The sequence below is a fragment of the Gaetbulibacter sp. M240 genome, assembly GCF_043876815.1.
GTDB lineage: Bacteria > Bacteroidota > Bacteroidia > Flavobacteriales > Flavobacteriaceae > Gaetbulibacter_A.
On the sequence record NZ_JBAWKA010000005.1, the window covers coordinates 191,123 to 212,873 of the forward strand.

Genomic DNA, 21,751 nt, shown 5'->3' on the forward strand with positions numbered 1-21,751 from the left:
ATAAAGATAACAAAAGCGCACCTATTGTTGGTGGGTGTTTTGGCTATTTTACCGCCTTAGGATTTTTTGCGTTTGTCGAGCAGGTTGGGATCTTTTAAAGGATCTTCTTTTCCTTTTAGGGATTGATCGATACGATCGATATACTCAAGGGAATCATCGATAAAAAATTCGAGTTGTGGCATACGGCGCAACTGATGTTTGGTGCGCTGTGCTAATTCATGGCGAATAAGCGGCGCGTTGGAGCGGATGCCTTTAAGGAGCTCTTTGGCTTTATCGTTGGGGAAGATGCTTACGTAAACTTTGGCAATAGACAGGTCGACGGTAACATGTACTTTGCTTACCGAAATAAGAACGCCGCGCATCCCGCCTTGTGTGGCGGCATTTTGAAGGACCTCAGCGAGATCCTGCTGCAGGACGCCTGCTATCTTTTTTTGTCTTTGACTTTCTTCCACGGGTGTGTTTGGTTTTTATGGTGGGGTTTATCACCGCTGCAAAAGTACGGATATTTAAAGATTATCTTACTTTTGAGCTACAAATTTTATATCTTTCTTGAAACGGAAACCAATGAAAAAAATTGAACATATCGGGATCGCCGTAAAAAACATGGATACCTCCAACAGCTTGTTTACCACATTGTTTGGAGCACCGGAATACAAAACCGAAACGGTGGAAAGCGAAGGTGTGAAAACGGCATTTTTTAAATGTGGGCCAAACAAAATTGAACTTTTGGAAGCCACAGATCCGGATAGCCCGATTGCGAAATTTATTGAAAAGAAAGGCGAAGGCATTCACCATATTGCTTTTGATGTTGAGGATATAAACATGGAGATCGCGCGACTAAAAGCTGAAGGTTTTGTGGTGTTGAACGACACGCCCAAGCCCGGTGCCGATAATAAACTAGTAGCTTTTTTACATCCGAAAAGCACCAATGGTGTTTTGATTGAACTATGCCAGGAGCGACCAGCCTAGAGCGGGGTAGCAATAAGCATAAAAAGGTTTGCAGTATTTTAAAAATAGTAGTAATATTGCAGTCCAATTTCGGGTCCTATAACTCAGTTGGTTAGAGTATCTGACTCATAATCAGAAAGTCCCTGGTTCGAGCCCAGGTGGGACCACCTGAAAAATCCGTAATTCATTAATAATAAAATGATTACGGATTTTTGCTTTAATTATTTGTACGATTTATGTACGACACGATAAGTTTTTACTTGAAAACACCATATATCAAACTTTATGTACAACCATATTTAAAATGTTGCTAAATAAGTCCTCTTATAAAGGTAAAGGACTAAAACAAGAGTTTAGCTATGTTCAGATTCTAACATTGAATGATCTTAATGGCTATATCAACTATTTCGAACCTATATTTGACGATACTGAACTCAGTCAAATAAAGGATTATCTTTGTACTAAGAGTAGAAGTTTTTATTAAAGTTTATTTACAGTAACAAATTCAAACCCTTGCTCTTTTCCATAGCTAATCATTTTTTTTAGAGATTTCAATTGAGCCTCTGCATTTCCAAAATCAAAATCATGCATAAGCACTATAGCACCATTAAATAAATACCATTTGAACCGCTCAAATATTTCCTCCACACTATTTTTGGTATTATCCCAATCCAAAGTAGTGATCGACCAGAGCACTGTAATAACACCTTTATTTTTAAGAAAATCTATTTGATCTTCGGTAATACCTCCGAAAGGGGGTCTATAATAGGGCGTGTCAATACCCAAAACATGTAATGCATTAAAAGTGTTTGAAACCTCTGTATCCCATAATGTTTCATTACTAAACTCGGTTCCGTTAGCATGATCCCAACCATGATTAGCAATTAAATGGCCTTGATTTCGTGCTTTTTCTACCAGAATTGGATTTTCAATAATATTCGGTCCTTGCCAGAAAAAAGTAGCTTTAATATCTTGATTATGGAGTATGTCTAAAATTCTGTTCGTCAAAGGTGTTGGGCCATCATCGAAGGTGAGGGCTACCAATTTTTTCTCGGCGTTTCCCCGCACTAAACAGTATCCTGAACCGGAATTTTCTAATTCTAAAAAACGTTTAGGGATTAATGGGAGGCTGTCAACCAGATTTATACCATTTTGTACTTGCCCCCTTTTTTTTATGTGTCCGGGAGGTTTATTCGTATGGTTCACAAAGCCTTTTATATAATTAGTCCATAGTTCATAACCAGCTTCAGAGGGGTGTACACCATCAATAGCGTATTCTTCTATCATTAAATCATTTTGGTCAGCAAAAATGGAATAAAGGTCTATTAGGGTACAAAATCCCGGGAGCGATGCTTTTAAAATAGCATTCGTCTCTTTGATTTTATTCACCAAATATTGATTTATGGTAGGTAAAATGGTTTGAACGTAAATTTGTGTTTCGGGAGATTTTGCATGAACTGTATTTACTATTTCAAAAATGTTATCTGATATGTTTTTTGGAGATAAATCCGCGCGAAACATATCATTTATGCCAATCAACAAAAACAACTTCTCAGGTTTATAATAATAGATTTCTGCTAATCTATTTATAACACCCTCGGTAACGTCGCCCGCTATTCCTCTATTTCTAACTTTTGAATTATTAAATCTTTTACTCCAATCATTTCCTTTTTCCGTAATGCTATTTCCTAAGAAAACGATGTCACCAAAATTGAGCGGATTTGCCTTGAATTCACTAATCTTTTCATTATAATGCAACCTATCCCATTCCAGATGATGCTGAATAACGATGTCAGGTGATGGATAGAGGTAGTCTAAATTTTCAATGTCTTCATTAACCCTGTTCTGGCCAGAGCAAGAGTTGAAAGAAAGAACTCCAAAGAATAAAAAAATCAATTTATACATTTCTCGATGACATTTTCATTTTCCAAATTTAATGTAGCTGAAGTTAATCCATTGCTAGTAGCAAAAACACGTATTGGTTTATCAAAATTATTAGTTCTAACAATGATAGTAGCTATTCCTGCTTCAGCTAAAACAGAAGTGTTTCCTATTAATTGCGCATTTTCTCCTTCCATTGAAAAATGAATTTCGGCTTTGGATGAAGGAACCAAAGTGCCATCCTGATCAGTAATTTTTGCGTAAACAAAAACCATATCTGGAAAATCAGGGTTTATGTTCTTTGAAGACTGGTCATAACTCAAAAGGATCTTCGTTGCAGTTTGGGGTGTTTTAATCAAGTCTTCCGCTACTTTTTCGTTATTTATATACGCTACGGCTCGCAAGGTCCCCGGGAGAAAATTATTTAAATGAAAAACATATGGTGGATGCTTTAAGGCATCATTATAAATGGTTTTTTCAGGACGTTTTCGAGCAATCAATGAATCATTCAAAAACAAGGCAACTTCTTCACAATTACTATAAACGCGGAGGTCTAATGGTGAGTTTTCGGTCCAGTAACTGGCAATCTTAACCATAGGTCCTGAGGATAGTTTAGGATCTAATTTCATATCTGCATCGCGCTGGCTTTGATATAAGTAGTAGGAAAATTTAGGAATTCTAAATATATCACTGATGCCTGAGCTTTCAATATCATCACTATACCCGCGATTATAATCGAACATCAACCAGTTCGCATCACCTATAATATTTTGCCCTTTTCGATTTGAATTTGCTGCTTCCTGAAAATTAAATGCCTGTTGTAACAAACGTTCCTCTCCATGTGCCCGCAATTGCCGGGAAGATCGTTCTTCTTTTTTTAAATTTGAAAATTGCGTTTGATTGAATCCTGCATTCTGGGCATAATATTCCCAATCACCATATTCAGCAACAAATATTTTTTTACCCTCATTTCGGTAGTTATTCCAGTAATCGGGTGATTTAGCATGTTGCCTTGCAGGTATAAACAGATCATAATTCGGGTCATCAATCCAGCATGCACTATAAAAATTCCCGAACTTAAGTTCTTCCTTTAAGGCCGCTGCCGCTTTACTCATGAAAGCTTTACTCATGCCGGTTTCATTTAATGAGGCCTCCCAAAAAATCACAGATGGATGGTTTCTGTCTCTCCTTGCCATATCGCGAATATCCTTAATAGCATTTCCTTGGAATTTTTCATCACCAAAGAATTGCCATCCTGTAAGGCTGTTCATAACCAATAAGCCAAGTTCATCACAGGCCTTCATAAATGCTTCAGCATGTGGATAATGCGACATGCGAACAAAATCAAATCCTGCGTTTTTAATTTTAACAGCATCCCTGTATTGGGCTTCATCTGAAATCGCATAGCCCAAATAAGGATATTCCTGATGTTGGTTTGTGCCTCGAATAAATAATTTTTTATTATTCAAATAATAGCCGTCTGCACGTATTTCTGATTTCCGAATGCCTATAGCCTCAGAATAGGAATCAACAACTTGATTATCTGAAATGATTTGAACATCCAATTGGTACAGATTAGGTTCGGAAATAGACCATAGCTTCGGGTTTTTAACTTGAATTTTTTGAGTTATTTCTTTATCCGAATTTGAACCTATGGTAAAGGGTTTGGAATTAAATACAATTTTTTTGCCTTCACTGTCCGTTAAAATATATTTTAAAGCGGCAGATTTATTTCTGGAATAATCATTTTGAATATGTGTTTGGATTATACCCGAAGCACTATTGTTAGAAATAGTTTCAAAATTAACATATAACCCGCCACTCCCTACTTTATTAGCTTCAAGGGGATTTGTGATGTGTAATTTATCCGTAGTAATAAGGTAGGCATTTCTATATATGCCCCCATAATAATTGAAATCCAGTTCTTTTAATGGTTTTCCCGGCGGGAAATCCGGGTTATCTTCATTATTTCCTTTAACCCTAATCAGGTTTTGACCTTCGTTTTTAAGAAAAGGAGTGATGTCAACATTAAAGGGCAAATAACCTCCATGATGGATAGCGACTTTTTGGTTGTTTATCCAAATTTCAGCAACCGCCATAATACCTTCGAAATACAAGAAGATTTTTTGATTTTTTGAAATTGATGTATCAAATGTTTTTTGATACCAAAATGTACCTTGGAACTGATCATTAACCACCAGAGGTTCAATTTTAGCGGTATGCGGAAGCGTTACCTTCTCCCAATCAATTGGCAAACTTTCAGAAATTTTAAACTCCCAATCGGCACCAAAATTCATTTTGGTTCGGTTTTGAGCTGGAATATAAAGAATTGAAAAGCAAATTATCCAAACCGGTAAGTAACTAAGAAATGATTTCATCAAAAACGATTAATTTTTAAAAGCATCTAAGGCTGGTGAAGGTTTTCCGTTATCTTGCCAGGCATTTAGTTGGTAACCACTCCAACTTTTGGCTCCCTCAGGCTCCCAGTACACCACGCCTAAGCCTTTATTGTCAGGTACACTTTTAACCGCTTTTATAACAGCCTTTAGCATATCGAATGTGGTTTGTTCCTGTCTATAATCTTCCCCGACTTCAACGACCATAACCTCTTTACCATATCGGGATACCATATCTTTCAGGTTATACTCTAGATCAGCAATATTCTGCGTATAATGTGTTTGTAACCAATAGGGATAGTAGGATAAGCCTATCACGTCGTATTTCACATAATTAGCAGTTGCCAAATCAAAAAACCATCTAAACCTTGGGTTATTATTACCCTGGTCTATGTGTACAATAACTTTGATATTATTATCTATGGCTTTGGTAGCGTCATAGCCTTTATTAAGTAATTGGGCTAACTGACCAAAATTATCAGTACTTCCGTCGGGCCAGAGCATACCTCCGGGGATTTCATTTCCAACTTGAACCCATTCAGGAGTTACACCAGCATTTTTTAAGGCAGACAACACGTCAAAAGTGTGATCGTAAACATCTTGCTTTAATTCCTCAAAGGAATGATCTACCCAGGCTGCAGGTTTATATTGTTTACCGGGGTCAGCCCAGGAATCGCTGTAATGAAAATCTATCATGATCCGCATGCCAAGATTTTGTGCTCGTACAGCCATAGCTACAGTTTCTTCCTTACTGCAGTGCCCCGTTAATTTATCATCAGAGGGATTTACAAATACTCTAAGGCGAATTGTATTGATGCCTCGATCCTTTAAAAGTTGTAAACAATCTTTTGGCGTACCGTCGGTATCGTAAAAAATATATCCTGTAGCTTCCATCTGAGAAAGCCATCCCACATCAGCCCCTTTCGCAAAGTTGTTATTTACTGGTTGAGATTCTTCAGGTAATCTTTGGCTTTCCTCTTGAGCACTACATGAAATCGAAAGAACTAGAACTAAAATATATCTTATAAAAAGTTGTAAACTCATTTGATTAATCATTTATGGTTTGTAATTCTGACTTATAAAGAAAGTACATATGTTCCAGATTTAAAGTTAACTGTGATGGTGTAAGTTCCAGGCGCCGGTGCAGTGATATCGGAACCACCCCAGGCTGGAACCGTATTAGAACCTGATTCTATAAAGTTACCACCCATCAAGGGTTCAGACCCTGTTTTTGCTTTATAAGCCGGATCACTCCAAGTTAATGCTGAAATGAAATCGTATTTTCCTTCTGTTAATGCAATGGTTATCGCAAAGGTAAAATCATCAACCTTTGTGAATTTTTGAGATGGCCCAGTAGACCAACCAAGCGGCGTGGCATCACCAATGATATAGAGCTCATCAGGAACCGCCATAATCGATGGTTCTGGTTCAACAGAATAGGTGCCTTCCACAAAATCAATTATAATTTTGTAGGTACCAGAATCTGCAGGAGATCGCATCGGGGTACCTCCCCATGCTGGGGTTGTATTGGAGCCGGATGGAATGAATTCTCCACCTTCGGCTGGCACTGTGCTGTCAGGAGCTACATAGGCCGGGTCTGACCAACCTGATGAACTGGTTATAAAAGCGAAGTTTTTACCTCCTACAAGGTTCAATATTAATCCAAATCTATGATCATCAATTTGAACCATTGTTTGTTCGTCCGGTATAGGGTAACTCCAGTTTGTTGCAACAGCATCACCCTGAATATACAATGCGCCTGGCATGGCGTATTTGAGGTTTAATGTACTAAAGGGTGTAACTGAAATAACCTTAGTGTCGGAATACACTGGCATAACACCATATTTAAGATTTGCCTTTAAGCGGACTTTTAATTGCCCTTCTACATCAGGATCGAGTTCAAATTTCAATGCGATATAATTTAGTTCAGCATGTGTGTATGATTTCTCATTGTCAATAAGTTCTGAAACTACTGGTTCTGAAAAGTCGCCCCCAATAGAATCAATTTGAACAGTAAAATTCGTTGGTGTATCAATGCCGTACCAGGATTTATCCCAATGAAATGTAATGGCTGTTTGACTATCTGCATTTTCCTTCTCTAAAGTAACATTGTCTGCACTTGACATGAGTTTAAAAACGCCATCTTCAGGCTTAGTAACAGTTGCCATTTCTAAGTCGTTACTGCAAGAATGTAGTCCAAGCAGAGAAACTATGATTGCTATTATTTTAAGAAACTTCTTCATAATTATGTGTTTAATATTTTCATGCCTCTTTTAGAAGCCATCGATTTGCACTAAGTTTGGATTTGCCAGTAAATCGGCTGTTGGGATAGGGAATAGATTATATTTGTCATCAACCGATCGCCCTTCTTTAACTCCGCCTTTCCAGGCCCATAGGTAGTTACCTGAAGTCAGTTTGTCGAAGCGAATAAGGTCTGTCCGGCGCTGTGCTTCCCAATAGAATTCTCGGGCTTTCTCATCTAAAATAAAATCAAGTGTTAGGTCAGATGTAGTAATATTTCCCTCGGAACTACTTGGATCATCCGCATAAGCACGGCCTCTAATTTCATTAATAAAATTTAACGCAGTGGAAGTATCTCCGCCGGTTCCACCTCTTAAAACAGCCTCTGCATAGGTGAGGTAAATTTCTGCAAGACGGAATACAGGAAAATCAATGTCGGCTATATTACCATAATTATTGTTTTGAGTAATTGGGGTACCCTCACGAGTAACATTTCTGTATTTGTAAGCAGAATAACCATCTGTGCTGGTCGAAATATTATCGACTTCCAGATTTTGTCCATTAGTATAAAACTGAGCTCTTTTATCTACAGAAGTATCCGAAGTTGGAAAAAGTGCCGGAATTTGTTGTGTAAACCGGAAAGCATTCCAACTACCGGACATCCCATTTATAGATGCGGGAACTCCAGCAGCACCAAGAGATAAAAAGTTAGTGCCATACCAAGTAATATTAGTATTATTGAAATTAATCGTCCAAATAAACTCGTTAGTATTTAAATAGTTATCACCAAGCATTAACCATGAATAATTGGTTTCTAGTTGATAACCTGCATCAATTATTTTTTTACTGTAGGTTATAGCATCCGTATAGTGTTCTTGCCCAGTGTAAACTTTCGCGTTTAAGTACATTCTGGATAACAAAGCCCAATCGGCAGCTTTATCCGGTCTACCACGTTCATTAGTTCTGGGATCAGCAAGCATGGGTTCAATGGCCTTTAATTCACTTTCGATAAAAGCAAATAAATCGGCACGTTGGATTTGCTCAGGTGATGAGGTTCCTAAATTATTCTCCGTTGGAAAGGGTGGGTTTCCATAAGCATCCATTAGAATCCAAAAACAATAGGCTCTTAAATATCTTATTTCTGCTTGATATTGCTTTATTTTATCAATATCACTACCGCTAAAGCCTCGATCTGAAAGTGCTTGATCCGAAGATTCGTTAATAAAATTGTTGCATAGTGTTATAATGGAAAGGGAGGCATTATAAACGTTGGTAATCGCTGGTGAATCTGCACTCCAGGCTAATTCATGATAGATGCCATCACCGCCGTCATTCCAAGTGCTCACCGCCATATCTGTGGAATACTCTTGCATACTCCAGTAAAATCGAAGAAAAGTGTTGTAAACCAGGTTGGAATACACTGAAGCCAAGCCTTGTTTATAACCATCTACACTGTTAAACTGCTTATCGTTAGTTAAAGTGTTTAGTGGTTCTTTATTTAGGTCGTCTGTACATGAGTTAAAATTGACTGCAATAACTAAAAGTATTACTGTAAAAACCCATTTATTAAATATTTTGTTCGAAGTTTTCATGTTTTATTAGTTATTTAGGTTAAAAGTTAATGTTTAATCCCAGGGCGTAAACTCGGGGCACAGGATAGGAGTTCTCGTAACCTCCCAATGACTCCGGATCTAATCCATCGTAGTTGGTAATTATAAAAACGTTTTGCACAGAAGCATTTATACTTAGTCCAACCTTGGAATTAACTAAGGTTTGACCAAAATTATACCCTAATGTGATATTGTCCATTTTAAGAAATGAAGCATTTTGCAAATAAAAATCACTAAACCCTTGTGCCGGATCATTATTGCTAAAAAGGGTATCATAGTAAAGTGTATTGAGATTTTGTGATACTTGATAATTCGTAATTGCTATAGTATTATCATAGGGGCGGAAAAACATATAGTGATCCAAATTAGCATGCAGTGAGGTACTTAAACTCCACTTATTCCAAGCGAAATTAGTGCTAAAGCCCAAGAGGTATCTAGGAGCGGTAGACTTATTGGTAATGTAACGGTCATCAGCATTTAAAATACCATCATTGTTCAAATCACGCATCTGACCTTCTATTGGCATACCATCTTCATTATATACCTGGTGATACAGATAAAATGTATTACGTTGGTAACCCACTGTATTTACCAAGGTACTGCTACTAAATAAGCCAACCCCGCTATCATCTGTGTTACTCAGTTTTGTTATTTTACCTTCATTATAAGTAACATTGAAATTGATGTCCCAACTCATATTTTCTTTTTGAATTGGAATGGTATTTAGTGAGAATTCTACGCCTTCATTTTCCATATTACCAATATTCAGCAATAAGGAATTTCCGAAATTAACCCCAAGTGGTATTATCGTATTGTTTAATAAATCTTTCGTCCTTTTTTTGTAAAAATCAATACTTCCATTAATTCTATTATTCAAAAACCCAAAGTCCAATCCAATATTAGCGGATTCAGTTTGTTCCCATCTAAGATCTGGGTTATAAGTTCCCGGGGAAACCGTTGTATATGGTGTATTACCAAAAGTATATTGATTGTTAAAATTTCCAACCGAGTAACCAGGTATGTAAACATAATTTCCAATACCGTCCTGCTGACCGGTTATCCCGTAACTTAAACGCAGTTTTAAATTTGAGACAACGTCACTGTTTTTAAGGAAATTTTCTTGATTTATTTTCCAGGCCAGAGCTACAGAAGGAAATAATCCCCATCTGTTTTTTTCCGGAAACCTAGAGGATCCATCATCACGTAAAGAAGCCGTAAGTAAATATTTATCATTCAAAGTATAATTAAGTCTTCCATAGAACGAAATTATGGAATGACTTGGCTTATCGAATGGGAATGTAGGATCGCTATTCGGTTGCTTTGTCCCATCGGCTCTATAGGTTGGATAAAAATAATTTGTTGTTAAAAAATCATTATAAGAGTACCCAACGGTGATATCAAATTTACTTTTGATTGATTCAAGATCCTTACTATAAAATAAATAGGACTCCAGTAATGTGTTTTTAACCTCTGTAGAAGGGTTTGCGTCATAGATATAGCCTCCTGAAATATTTGAAGGAAAATAATTCGCTGGTGCTGAAGACCTATAGGTTCCGCGAGAGATATCATAACCAGCATTAACGTTTATATGAAGGTCCGGTAAAAAATGTAATGAATAATCGAGTTGTATGTTTCCAACACTTCGTTTGTTTTCACTTTTATTAGTAACCTGATAAAGCATACTAACAGGGTTAATTAGAGCTAATGCCGGATTTGAAGCGAATTGGGTATACTGAAAATAGCCTCCATACGTTTGATCGTCAACATAAACTGGTTGGGTTGGATCAAACGCAGTGGATGTCCATAAGGCGCTCTCATTGGCAATACGTTGATCCTCCAAAGAACCTTTTAAATTTAAATTAACCTTTAGATGGTTGTCAAAAAACTTGGGATTTAAGTTAACCAAAGCGGTTAACCTTTTGTAATTTCCTGTTTTTAAAATCCCGTCTTGGTCTAGATAGCCTACCGATGCACGGTACGGCAAAGATTTGATAGATCCAGAAACACTAATATTATTTTCTGTGGCTAATGCAATTTGATAAACTTCATCTTGCCAATCTGTGTTCGCGTTACCTGGTGGTGTGTTGCTAAAACCAATGTCATTTACCAAGTTTCTATACTGATCCGCTGACAGTACCGAGGCTTTATTTATAATTTTTGAAACACGCGTAGTAGAGGAAATATTGACTTTGGTTTCGCCACTTAAATTTCCTTTTTTAGTAGTTATTATAATGACCCCGTTTGATGCACGTGATCCGTAAATAGCAGAGGCAGATGCATCCTTAAGTACGGTAAAACTTTCAATGTCATTAGGATTCAATTGGCTTAATATTCCAGGGCCACCATTCCAACCTTCCAAAGGAACACCGTCTACCACAAATAATGGGTCATTACTCGCATTTAAAGATGAGCCTCCTCGAATCAATATGTTGCTACCTGCTCCAGGTTTACCACTAAATGGTGTTATTTGAATCCCTGGTAATTTATTGGCGATCAGTCCTTCGACATTAGTAACTGGAGCTTTTTGAAAATCCTCTGTACTTATTGACGCTACAGAGCCCGTTAAATCCTTCTTTTTCTGTGTTCCATAACCAATAATGACCACTTGATCAAGCGCCTCGGTATCCTCTTCTAAAGTTATAGTCAGTGTATTTTGATCACCTATATTAACTTCTTGCGTAACGTATCCGAGATACGACACAATTAACGTACTTACATTATCATTAATAGTTAGAGAGAATTGACCGTCAAAATCCGTAACTGTTCCAGTATTGGTTCCTTTGGCTAATACTGAAGCTCCAATCAATGGATTATATGAATTGTCGAAGACCTTTCCAGAAATTGTTTTGGTTTGGCCCATGGCCAAAGCACAAAATAAAAATAAAAGGATTGAGAAAAAGGTTTTTGGCTGCAAAACCTTTAATGGTACATTTTGTTCCATACAAAATTAGTTTAGTTAGTAATTGGTATTCAAATTTAATTACTACTGTAGTTTAGCAGGGGTAAAGATTCATTGAATTGAGGGGTAAAAACTAGTTTAAATTGTATTATAGACTTAAATACTAAATTGATGACTTCTAAAATCAATTTTTTATAAATTCCGATGGGTTCTTGCCAAAATGTTGTTTGAAAATTTTGCTAAAATATTTTCGATCAGAATACCCTACATGGTAACAAGCATCCTTTACTGAAAAATTTTGCTCTGAAATCAAACGTTTTGCTGTCTTTAATTTAAAATCTTTAACAAATTCAATATAACTCATGTTAGTCAGAGCCTTGATTTTTTTATAAATGACAGAGTGACTCATCCCCATTTCATCGCAAATAACATTGATATTTAATTCGGGATCAGAAATATTGTCCTCAATGATTTTAATTAGTTTACTCATGAATTTTTCATCAATTTTGGAAAGGTTTAATTCACTAATTGGGATCAATTCGTTTTTCCAAAATTTGTCATGTAAAAGCGACCTGGTTTTTAATAGATTTCTAATTCTGCTTTTTAAAAGTTTTTCATGGAAAGGTTTAGTCACATAATCATCAGCTCCAACATCAAAACCTTCTATTTTATGTGTAAAGGAAGCTCTTGCTGTTAAAAGTATTACAGGAATGTGGGAGGTTCGAGAATTTGTTTTTAGCTTTTTGGTAAGTGTTACCCCATCCATTATAGGCATCATAATATCACTTATAATAATATCCGGCAATGTTTCCTTAGCTACCTCAAAGGCTTCTTTGCCATTTTTCGCCTCTAGAACCGTATAGTCCTGCGATAACAATTGAACAACGTATTCGCGTATTTCGTCATTATCTTCAACAATGAGCAGGTTTGCAGCGTCTTGAATTTTGTCTTTGGATTCTTTTTCTTCGCTTAGTTCATCATATAAATGAGACTCCTCAGCATCCAAAAAATAATTTTCCAATAACTTTTCCTCATATTCGCCTGAAATATGCTCTTCTTTGAAATGTTCTTTCCCTTTCCTTAAAATAATTTTAAATGTACTGCCAAGGCCTTTTTCACTTTCCACAATAATATCACCTTGATGTAATTCAATGATGTATTTTGAAATGGACAGACCTAAACCAAAACCACCTTCTTCAGAAGTCGTGTTGACCTCTGTTTGATAAAATCGGTTAAAAATTTTGGCTAATTGGCCTTTGGTTAATCCAACACCTTTATCTTCAATTTCAATGATCACCTGATCTGATTTTTCTAAAACTGAAATTTGAATCGATCCTTTTTGTTGGGTGAATTTAAAAGCATTGGAAAGAATATTATAAAACACTTTTTCCAATTGATTTTTATCAATCCAAACGGCAATATTAGGCGTTGATGATTTAAATGTGAAGTCTATATTTTTTTGAATCGCCATTTCCTTAAATGACAAATAAATTTCCTCACAATAATCAACAATATTTGTTTTTGAAACTTTTAATTGAATTTCTTTTTGCTCTAATTTTCTGAAATCAAGGAGCTCATTTATAAGCTTTAATAATTTATTTCCATTCTTTTTAATGGTATTTACTGGATTTGAAAGATCTTCATTCAATGTCTCACTTTTGGATATGAGTCGATTAATTGAAGCTAAAATCAAAGTGATAGGCGTTCGAATATCATGCGAAATATTAGTGAAAAATTGTTGTTTCAAGTTGTACAGCTCAATATCTTTTTCATGGGTCAATTTTTCTAATTTCAGATTAGTTTTCATTTGTTCCCAAGCCAAAATATATTTTCTGAATAAATAAAAGCTTAAAACGACTAAAAAGGCATAAAAAACATAAGCGTACCATTCCAACCAAAATGGTTTTAGAATAGTGATGTTGACAGAGGCATAATCATCTCCCCAATCACTTCCTGTTTCCCTGCTCTTTACCTTAAACGTGTAATCTCCAGGAGAAAGGTTAGTGTAGGTCACAGTGCGATCGTTTCCTATTTCTCGCCATGTCTTGTCAAAGCCTTCCATTTGAATGGTATATTCACATTTCGAGGAAAATGGAATTTTTAAAGCTGCAAACTCAAAAGTTAGAACATTTAAATTGTGCTTTAGTGTGATGTGGTTGGTAAGCGTGATGTTCTTTTCCAAAATTCCATCGTCGCCAATTGCTACTTTCTTATTAAAAAGCTTGAAATCCGTGATTTTAACTGGAGGATGACTATTTTCTTTTTTAATATTATCCGGATTAAATCGCACGGCACCATCAGATCGCCCAAAGTATAGAAGTCCTTCGGAATCCTTAAAAACCGAGTTAATATGATATTCCCCTGCCAGATCGGAGTAATCGGTAAAGCTGTTTGATTGATAATCATATTTGTAAATTCCTTTTTTTGTGCTGAACCAAATATTCCCAAGTTTATCTTCAACAAGGGCTACTTCTGATTGATTATTCAATTCTTTATCACTGTCGAAATGTGCGAAGTTTTTTGTCTTAGAATTGAATCGATTTATGCCTCCCTCGGAAGTTCCTATCCAAACATTATTTTTTGAATCTTTAAGAAGACTTAAGATGTTATCCGACGTCATAACCTCGGATAAATCACCTTTGAGTTTTATCCGCGTATTTTTAAGTGTTTTGGTATTGAAAATATTGAGGCCACCGCCAAAAGTTCCCAGCCAGAGACTATCTCCTGTTTTTTCCATCGCAACAATATTATCATTACTAAGAGATGTGCTGTCTTTTTTATTTTCGCGATAAGCTGTAAAGGTTTCATTTTTAGTATCAAAATAATTGAGTCCGCCTCCCCAGGACGCTATCCATAAATTATGTTTTTCATCTTCAATTATAGCTCTAATATCATTAAAACTCAAAGATTCCTGGTTGTTAGCCTCATGTTTAAACTGTTGCGAGATCTTAGTTTTTAGGTTAAATTTAATGAGTCCGTTGGCATAGGTTCCTATCCAAAGAATTTGGTCTTTACTTTTGTGAAAACATTGGATGTAATCACCTCCCAAAGAATTTCCGTTGTCCTTATTGTATTCCTTAATACTTTTTTGTTTGGAATTGAAAATGGTTAATCCTCTACCATCCGTTCCCAAAAACAGATTTTCTTTGTCTTTGTAAATTGATAAAACAGTGATAGGATTTAATCCCCTAATATCACTTGGGATGAGGTCAAAATCATCCTTTTGAGTCAAAATATTGATACCATTCCAAGCTGTTCCAATCCAAATGTTAGACAAATCATCCTCAGCAATGGCATATATAGCATTTCCAGATAGAGAGGAATTGATTTGCGGGTTATGATTGAAATTATGAAAAACAGGTGAAGGGCTTTCAGGGTTTTTAACTTGAATAATCCCATTTCCATCGGTCCCAACCCAAAGATTACCCATTTCATCTTTGAATAGAACACGAACTATGGCATTTTCTTTTTCTTGGTTTGAATTCGAAAAATAATTAGAAAACCTTTGCTGTTCTATGTCGTATTTTAAAAGGCCGCCACCACTGGTTCCAATCAAAATGATATGATCACTTAGAGGTAAAACCGTATGTATGAAATCACTGAAAACCGATTCGTCTGCAGTTATATGGGTAAACTCTTTAAGCTCTGTAGAAAATTTATTTAATCCGCCACCAAATGTTCCAATCCACAAATTTCCATTAATATCCTCGCAGATACTTGAAACATTGTTTTCAAAAACAAGGTTGAAGTCTTTGTTTTGGTTATTGTAAGTTTCAAATGAATTTGTTCGTTCGTTAAAAAAACACAGGCCATTTTCAGTTCCTATCCAAATATGATGATTTGAGTCCTCGTACAAACAATAAATTTGATTTGAAGAAATCGATTCGGGATTATTGGCATCATACTTATAGACTTTAAAATTATCATGTAATTTATCGTATAAATTTAATCCTCCACCTAAAGTAGCAACCCAAATTCTTCCTTTACTATCCAAAAGAATATTGCTTATGTTGTTTGAGCCAATGTTGCTGCTTTGATTATCGTAAACCTTAAATTCTTTACCATCGTAGCGGTTTAGGCCTGTTTCAGTACCAACCCAAACAAAACCATTTTTCTCTTTTATGATTCCCGTAATTCTATTGCTAGATAAGCCGTTAGATTGGTTAATTTTTTGAAAGTTAACAGGTGTTTGTGAAAACGAAGAAAAAATTGATACAACAGAAAAACCTAACAAAAGCTTGTATCTGAGTATTTCAATGACATTATGTTGCAAAAGCCTCATATAAATACTATATATTTTTTCCGTTTGCTTTCCTTTTTACAGTTAAATATAAAAGTAATCAAATTTAAAACAGTGGTTTTTAGCAAATCTCTTGATTCAAATGAAAATTCAATTTACAAAGTTAAATTTGTAAAAAAGGGCACAAATTTCAATTGCACCCTTATTAACTAAGTAAACTCAAATAAAAACAAACATTTTAATTATGTAATTTTCTTTCTCGTAAATATTCTAATAGCATTTCTGGCCTATCGGTTTGAATCATGTTAACGCCATTATTTACAAACCAACCATAAATACTGTCTTTGTTTTTAACCGCCTCATTGTCATCATGACCTGCGTTTAACGAAGCCCAAAGGGAATTCACCCAAACACGGCTCCCATTATCTTTAATTTTTGAAAATTGTGTTAGGACCCCAGAAGAGTCATTGGAAAATACGATTTCGAAAGCTTTCACCTGTAGTTGAGATTGGTAATCGCTAATTGTTTGTATGGGGTCGTTGTCTGTGTCTAAATTTATGATAGGCATGAAAATGATGGTGTCTAATTTTTCACCAAAATCAGAAAGAACTTCACTTGCTTTTTTATTATAGCCCTTTAATACAATTTGATTGGTGGTCCCTGATATTTTTGCTATTTCGAACGCCTCATTAAAATAATCATAAGCGCCATCCAAATTGACAAGAATTTTTCCTTTACAAGTGTTCAAAGCTTCCTCTAATGTTGGAATCCTATATTTTGTGTAAATACCGGCACCATTTTTAAGGTAAAGTTTTTTAATAGAATCTAAAGTCCATTCGGAAACCAAACCTTTCCCTGTAGTTGTTCTGTCCAGGGTTGCATCATGCATAATAATAAGGTGGTTGTCCTTGGTCTTTTTTACATCCAATTCCACCATGTCCACACCCATGTTTATAGCACTCTCAATAGCTTCTACGGAGTTTTCAGGAAAATTACGCCAATCACCACGATGAGCGATAACTAAGACATCCTTGCCCTGAGAATCATTTAATTTTTTTAATAATGAATCTGTATTATTTGAAAATTCATTTTCAGATTCTTTGTTTTGTTTGCATGAATGTACAGACAAAATCAAGATAAGACTGAATAATAATAATTTAAAAAAATTGAAATTCATCTATAGTTTATTGATCGTATAAAAGTTTAGTGCATTCAATATTAGAGAGAATTAAATAATTTACAGGGGTGGAAATTCATCAAAAAGCGGGTGGTTTTTTAATAAGGATCTTGACTTTATTAGATTTTCCAGATTTTTTTTATGGGAAATGCTCCAATGCTTACCCCCCCCTCTAAAAATTCTCTCGAGTAAAATTTAGACTAAACAGCGATGTAGGACAAAAAATATTTCTAATTATTTTACCACATATGCCTGAATAACTTAAAAGTCAATTTTAAAATCGTCAAAAGGTTGTATACAATGTATTTTTTCTTTTTATCATTTACAAACTCATTGGTTATATATATTCTTGGTGAATTTACTTACAAAGGAAGCATGCATTTATTTAGAGTGAAACTAACCTACATGAATATCAATTAGAACAAAAACTAGGATTAAGAAATTGACAAATTGGAGTGTTTTTTTAAAGATATTCAATTGAAAAAAGCCTAACCTTTTTTAGTTAAATAACTTTTTTAATTATACGGTTAGGCTTAATATTCAAAGGTTATCTAGAATAAAAATTTCCTTAGTGGCTTAATTATTATAGAGCCAAAAGATATAGTATAACGCCCTCTTTAACTTATTTTGTTAAAATGTCAAAATGATGTGTGAAGTAGTTTTGGCCATCTATACAGAATACAATTCTGCCCTCGTTAGTGATTTTTAATTCTTCACAGTAAAGAATTTGATGTTTCCTTAAAAAACCTATTTTCTGTATAACCTTTAACTTAAAGGGTGTCTGCAGTTTTATAATTCTATTTTGATCATTAACCACATAAATGATGTGTGGTGAGCAATATTTCAAAAGCTCAATCAGTTCTTTATTGCTCATTTTTAATAAAATAAATTATGTTTAATGCACTACATCGTTATTCTGCAGAAAGTAGTTATCCTCGTTGTTTTTGATTGCTCCACCTAAATGGTTTACAAACTCATACGTGTTACAGTTCCGGCTCAGAAAGTTATCTATGTAATTGCTTTTAGAGCTTTCGGTAAATAGGTTGTACAAATTCCAGAGAGTGATATAACCGTTATGGTCTGCACTAAAATGAGGGTCATCAACATAGTTTTTAATAATATTATTGATTTGCGAATCTGTTGTTTTAAGTTCAAATAAGCCCTGCTTTTGGTTGTTATCTAAGCAATTGTGGAGTTTCATTTTACCTACCAAATGGGCAAACTGCTCTTGGTTTATGGTATAATCTTGCAATTGCCTCATGACATCCACCTGCTGTTCTTGATTATAGGTCAGAAATAAATCATGTGTCTTAGCTTTAAGCTCATCAACACTACTCACTCTTAAATCATCCTTTAATCCATCTGTGGCGATACATAGATTGCAACACACCATATTTTTGAAACCAATAAAGATTTTAAACTTTTCGATGCTTTTCTTCGAAAATAGATTTTGTTCGGAATAGCTACGTACACCACCAACGGTGAGATTTAACTTTTGATTATTGATATACGCGTGCACATGAGGTATCTCTACCATAAAAGCCATGCGCTCATAATATATCGTCTTTTCATGTTCCAACAGTTCTTTGGCCGGTTTACCTATTGCAGAAGGAATACGCCCTTTAATAACATGGCTGGTTCTAATATTAGGCATCATTACCGTTCCTTCTGGAAATAGATGTTGAGCTGTTTCTCTCACCGCACTAATAAACTCAAAATGTGGTATTGTGGTTTCGTTATCTTTAGCGAAAACAGGAATGACACAATCCTGTTTTAGGTGTGAAAGTGTTACTTCTTGTGTATTGGCTTCTATAAATTTATTGTTATTTGAAATAGATGATGAAACTACTTCGTGGCTATTTACCACTTGTTGGGTTGCTGTTGTTAATTCCATTTTGTTGTATAGATTTTGTGTTAATGATTTGTTTGTTGTCCGCTATCTGAGCTGTTTTCTCTATTTCAGATTTTCTCTCCAGAATAAGTGGTAATATTTGCTGTTTTAAAGCACCGTGTTTATGAAACAAATGCCTCAAGCCTTCTACTGTTGTGGTGGCTTTTATTTCTTGCTTCACATCCTCCAGTGAAATACCTTGATGGCACCAAGCCTTTAATTGTTTACCTATATCAGCATTTATTATAAATTCAGGGTTTCCCTGGAATAAATTGGTCCGGTCTTTACTCACCTTACACAAATGATTCTCGTTTATGAGCTCAAAGTTTACTGATAGCTCATATTCAAAACCTTCAGAAGTAATTTCTTTAGTACCGTGCTTAACCACTTTAGATTTACCATTAGAACCAACATCTAATGAATAATCTGTTTTACGTCTGGAGGTAGTAATAATGTGGCATTTAGATCTTAGTATGGCGTCTATGAATTTCTGGTGCCTTGGTTTAACCCTAGCCCAATCCTGAAATCTACCGCCAAGTTGCTCATGGATTTGTAAACAGCCACCATCACCCTGCCACTCATGGCTTACGGAATCGATTATTATCACTTCCATATTGGATTTTTCACATATGCTTATGGCTTCTATATACCGTTCTGGGCTATAAGATGGGTTTAGGTTCAATACGTTAAAGTTGCCTAAATCTGAATATAGACTGGCTGATGCATTCTCTGTATCTATCACAGCGATTTTTGACCAATCACTAGTCATACCATAGGCTAATTGTAGGGCTGAGTAGGTTTTACCAAAGCCACTAGCTCCAGATATCCCTAAACGTAGTTTTACGTTGTGCCGTTTTGTTTGTTGTAATTGCATAATGTATTTTCTTTGTTTAAACATATATTTTGTTGTTTTTAGGAATAAAAAAAGAGCTTACCACGAATTAGCGGTAAACTCTTTCAAAGTGTTGAAAATGTCGAAAGTGCAGTTAATAGACACTGATTTCTTCTACCACCTGTTCCTCCATGTCCAAGGCTGGATCCACATATTCATACCGATGAGAAAGCGTTATAATCTCCCCGGTTTCCTCGATAGTGTATTCATAAGGATCTGTCTCCACTTTTCTAATGGTGCCTTCAAATTCACTACCTATGAGTGATGATGCTGTTTCTTCATCAAAGGTGGTGGCAACAAAGGCCGTTTTGGCTGTGATGTAAACTCTACCTGATCGTTTACTCTTAACAGGAACAGCACCCGATTGAACGATTAAGCCATAAAATTCTTCACCTTTTGAATTTTCAGCCTTCTTAATTTCTTTTACAGTTACCATAATTTAAATGATTTTAGTTACTGCAGTTTTATTAAAGGGGGGACAACCCCCACCTGCTAAAAATTGGGTGGGGTTGTTGTTGGAAGGCGACTCCTATTTTTAATATAACAAGTTAGAAAAAAATCAAAAAATAATTTTTTTTGATTAGTCCCGGTAACTTCTTAATTCAGATGCCAAGGATTAATTAAATCTGGCATATATCTTAAGAACCGGAATACAGATAAGAGGGTCTAAAGTTCCTGTTATCCGGAGAATAAGTCCCAAAAAGGTGTATATTTACCTACATATAACGAGTTGCCTGTAATGCGAAAATGAACAAATCAATAGCATATATATTAATTATTTTGACTTTTGGTTGCGGAACCAAAAATCTTCATCAGAATCGGATTTACATTCAAGACGACAAACTTTATGGCGAACTTGAAAATGGACTTCCAGACAAGGATACTCTAATTGAACTTAAAAACAAAAACGGAACTGTAAGCGGAATTGGAAAAATGGCAGTTTCAAAAGACTATGTTAGTGATATAAAATGCGGACTTTGGAAAGAATATGACTCGGATGGAATTTTATCATCAGAAGGAAATTATAAAATAAGCTCTTTTATCGACTGTGGAATGGGCGGAGCTTTCCGAGCTTTCTATTATTACAGAATTGGAGAATGGAAATACTTTAAGAAAAACGGAGAATTGGATTTTGCACTCGATTTTGTTCCCAAAATGCACCACGTAAATACAAGATGTGAAGGCGGGGACAATATGATTTTCGGAATTATAGATATCATTCCATTAAACTATTACGACAAAGTAGATGCAAACAAAATTTTTGAATTACAAAAAATATCTTTTACAGATTCATATGCAACAACGACAATAATTCCCCTGAATGGGAAAATATATTACGAAACAGAAATTGACTTATAAAAAATAAAGCACTACAGGCAACAACGGCTATAGTTCATTACGGCTGAAATTCATAATCGGAATTTCGAGCCTTTTTGCTAAATTTATGGTTACGGCGGAATGATACTCGCGTACCATTCCGTAACGAAACCATAGCCAAAACCGTTACAAACCATACCTCCTTTTCCAATCTAAACGCAAAGCATTACGGCAGTTCGCAAGGTTTATGCAATCGTTA

General features: G+C 35.4%; 14 protein-coding genes and 1 tRNA gene. 3 read left to right on the top strand and 12 right to left on the bottom strand.

Annotated features, from left to right (window positions below):
- Positions 1–56: 56 nt before the first annotated feature.
- Positions 57–452, bottom strand: a complete 396-nt coding sequence (gene rbfA / locus V8G61_RS13980; RefSeq protein ID WP_394876497.1) for a 30S ribosome-binding factor RbfA — start codon at positions 450–452, stop codon at positions 57–59.
- Between the two features lie 112 nt (positions 453–564).
- Here rbfA and mce point away from each other — a divergent pair, with 112 nt between their 5' ends.
- Both mce and V8G61_RS13990 read left to right on the top strand, forming a co-directional pair.
- The gene (gene mce, locus V8G61_RS13985) at positions 565–969 is read left to right on the top strand and encodes a methylmalonyl-CoA epimerase (protein WP_394876498.1); all 405 of its coding nucleotides are present in this window, start codon (positions 565–567) and stop codon (positions 967–969) included.
- Positions 970–1,041: 72 nt separating this feature from the next.
- Positions 1,042–1,115: transfer RNA gene (locus V8G61_RS13990), tRNA-Ile, on the top strand.
- Positions 1,116–1,428: 313 nt separating this feature from the next.
- Here the strand turns inward: V8G61_RS13990 and V8G61_RS13995 are convergent.
- The 11 genes from V8G61_RS13995 to V8G61_RS14045 all read right to left on the bottom strand — a co-directional run bounded on the left by V8G61_RS13995 (position 1,429) and on the right by V8G61_RS14045 (position 20,611).
- Entirely contained in the window at positions 1,429–2,853 is a 1,425-nt protein-coding gene (locus V8G61_RS13995) for a polysaccharide deacetylase family protein (protein WP_394876500.1), read from the bottom strand.
- Positions 2,841–5,126 carry a glycoside hydrolase family 2 TIM barrel-domain containing protein gene (locus tag V8G61_RS14000; RefSeq protein ID WP_394876501.1) on the bottom strand — a complete coding sequence of 762 codons (2,286 nt, stop codon included), beginning with the start codon at positions 5,124–5,126 and terminating at the stop codon, positions 2,841–2,843. The genes V8G61_RS13995 and V8G61_RS14000 overlap by 13 nt, the downstream gene beginning before the upstream one ends.
- A gap of 90 nt (positions 5,127–5,216) precedes the next feature.
- Entirely contained in the window at positions 5,217–6,269 is a 1,053-nt protein-coding gene (locus V8G61_RS14005) for an arabinogalactan endo-beta-1,4-galactanase (RefSeq protein ID WP_394876502.1), read from the bottom strand.
- Positions 6,270–6,301: 32 nt separating this feature from the next.
- Positions 6,302–7,468, bottom strand: coding sequence for a SusE domain-containing protein (locus V8G61_RS14010; protein WP_394876503.1), 1,167 nt, complete (start codon positions 7,466–7,468; stop codon positions 6,302–6,304).
- Between the two features lie 30 nt (positions 7,469–7,498).
- Positions 7,499–9,058 carry a RagB/SusD family nutrient uptake outer membrane protein gene (locus V8G61_RS14015; protein WP_394876504.1) on the bottom strand — a complete coding sequence of 520 codons (1,560 nt, stop codon included), beginning with the start codon at positions 9,056–9,058 and terminating at the stop codon, positions 7,499–7,501.
- A gap of 19 nt (positions 9,059–9,077) precedes the next feature.
- Positions 9,078–12,017: a SusC/RagA family TonB-linked outer membrane protein gene (locus tag V8G61_RS14020; RefSeq protein WP_394876505.1), complete on the bottom strand. Its 2,940-nt coding sequence runs from the start codon at positions 12,015–12,017 to the stop codon at positions 9,078–9,080.
- 142 nt (positions 12,018–12,159) lie between these two features.
- Positions 12,160–16,257 carry a two-component regulator propeller domain-containing protein gene (locus V8G61_RS14025; RefSeq protein ID WP_394876506.1) on the bottom strand — a complete coding sequence of 1,366 codons (4,098 nt, stop codon included), beginning with the start codon at positions 16,255–16,257 and terminating at the stop codon, positions 12,160–12,162.
- 196 nt (positions 16,258–16,453) lie between these two features.
- Complete coding sequence (locus tag V8G61_RS14030; RefSeq protein WP_394876507.1) at positions 16,454–17,392, bottom strand: glycerophosphodiester phosphodiesterase family protein; 939 nt, start codon at positions 17,390–17,392, stop codon at positions 16,454–16,456.
- Between the two features lie 895 nt (positions 17,393–18,287).
- Positions 18,288–19,286 (bottom strand): DUF3871 family protein, encoded by a 999-nt coding sequence (locus V8G61_RS14035; protein ID WP_394876509.1) that lies wholly within the window; start codon positions 19,284–19,286, stop codon positions 18,288–18,290.
- Complete coding sequence (locus tag V8G61_RS14040) at positions 19,249–20,181, bottom strand: AAA family ATPase (protein ID WP_394876510.1); 933 nt, start codon at positions 20,179–20,181, stop codon at positions 19,249–19,251. The genes V8G61_RS14035 and V8G61_RS14040 overlap by 38 nt, the downstream gene beginning before the upstream one ends.
- Before the next feature lie 88 nt (positions 20,182–20,269).
- A complete protein-coding gene (locus V8G61_RS14045; protein WP_394876511.1) occupies positions 20,270–20,611 on the bottom strand; it encodes a hypothetical protein in 342 nt (113 codons plus the stop codon).
- Between the two features lie 311 nt (positions 20,612–20,922).
- Between V8G61_RS14045 and V8G61_RS14050 the strand changes: the two genes are divergently transcribed.
- On the top strand, positions 20,923–21,534 hold the full coding sequence (locus V8G61_RS14050) for a hypothetical protein (RefSeq protein ID WP_394876513.1): 612 nt from the start codon (positions 20,923–20,925) through the stop codon (positions 21,532–21,534).
- The last annotated feature ends 217 nt before the right edge of the window (positions 21,535–21,751 follow it).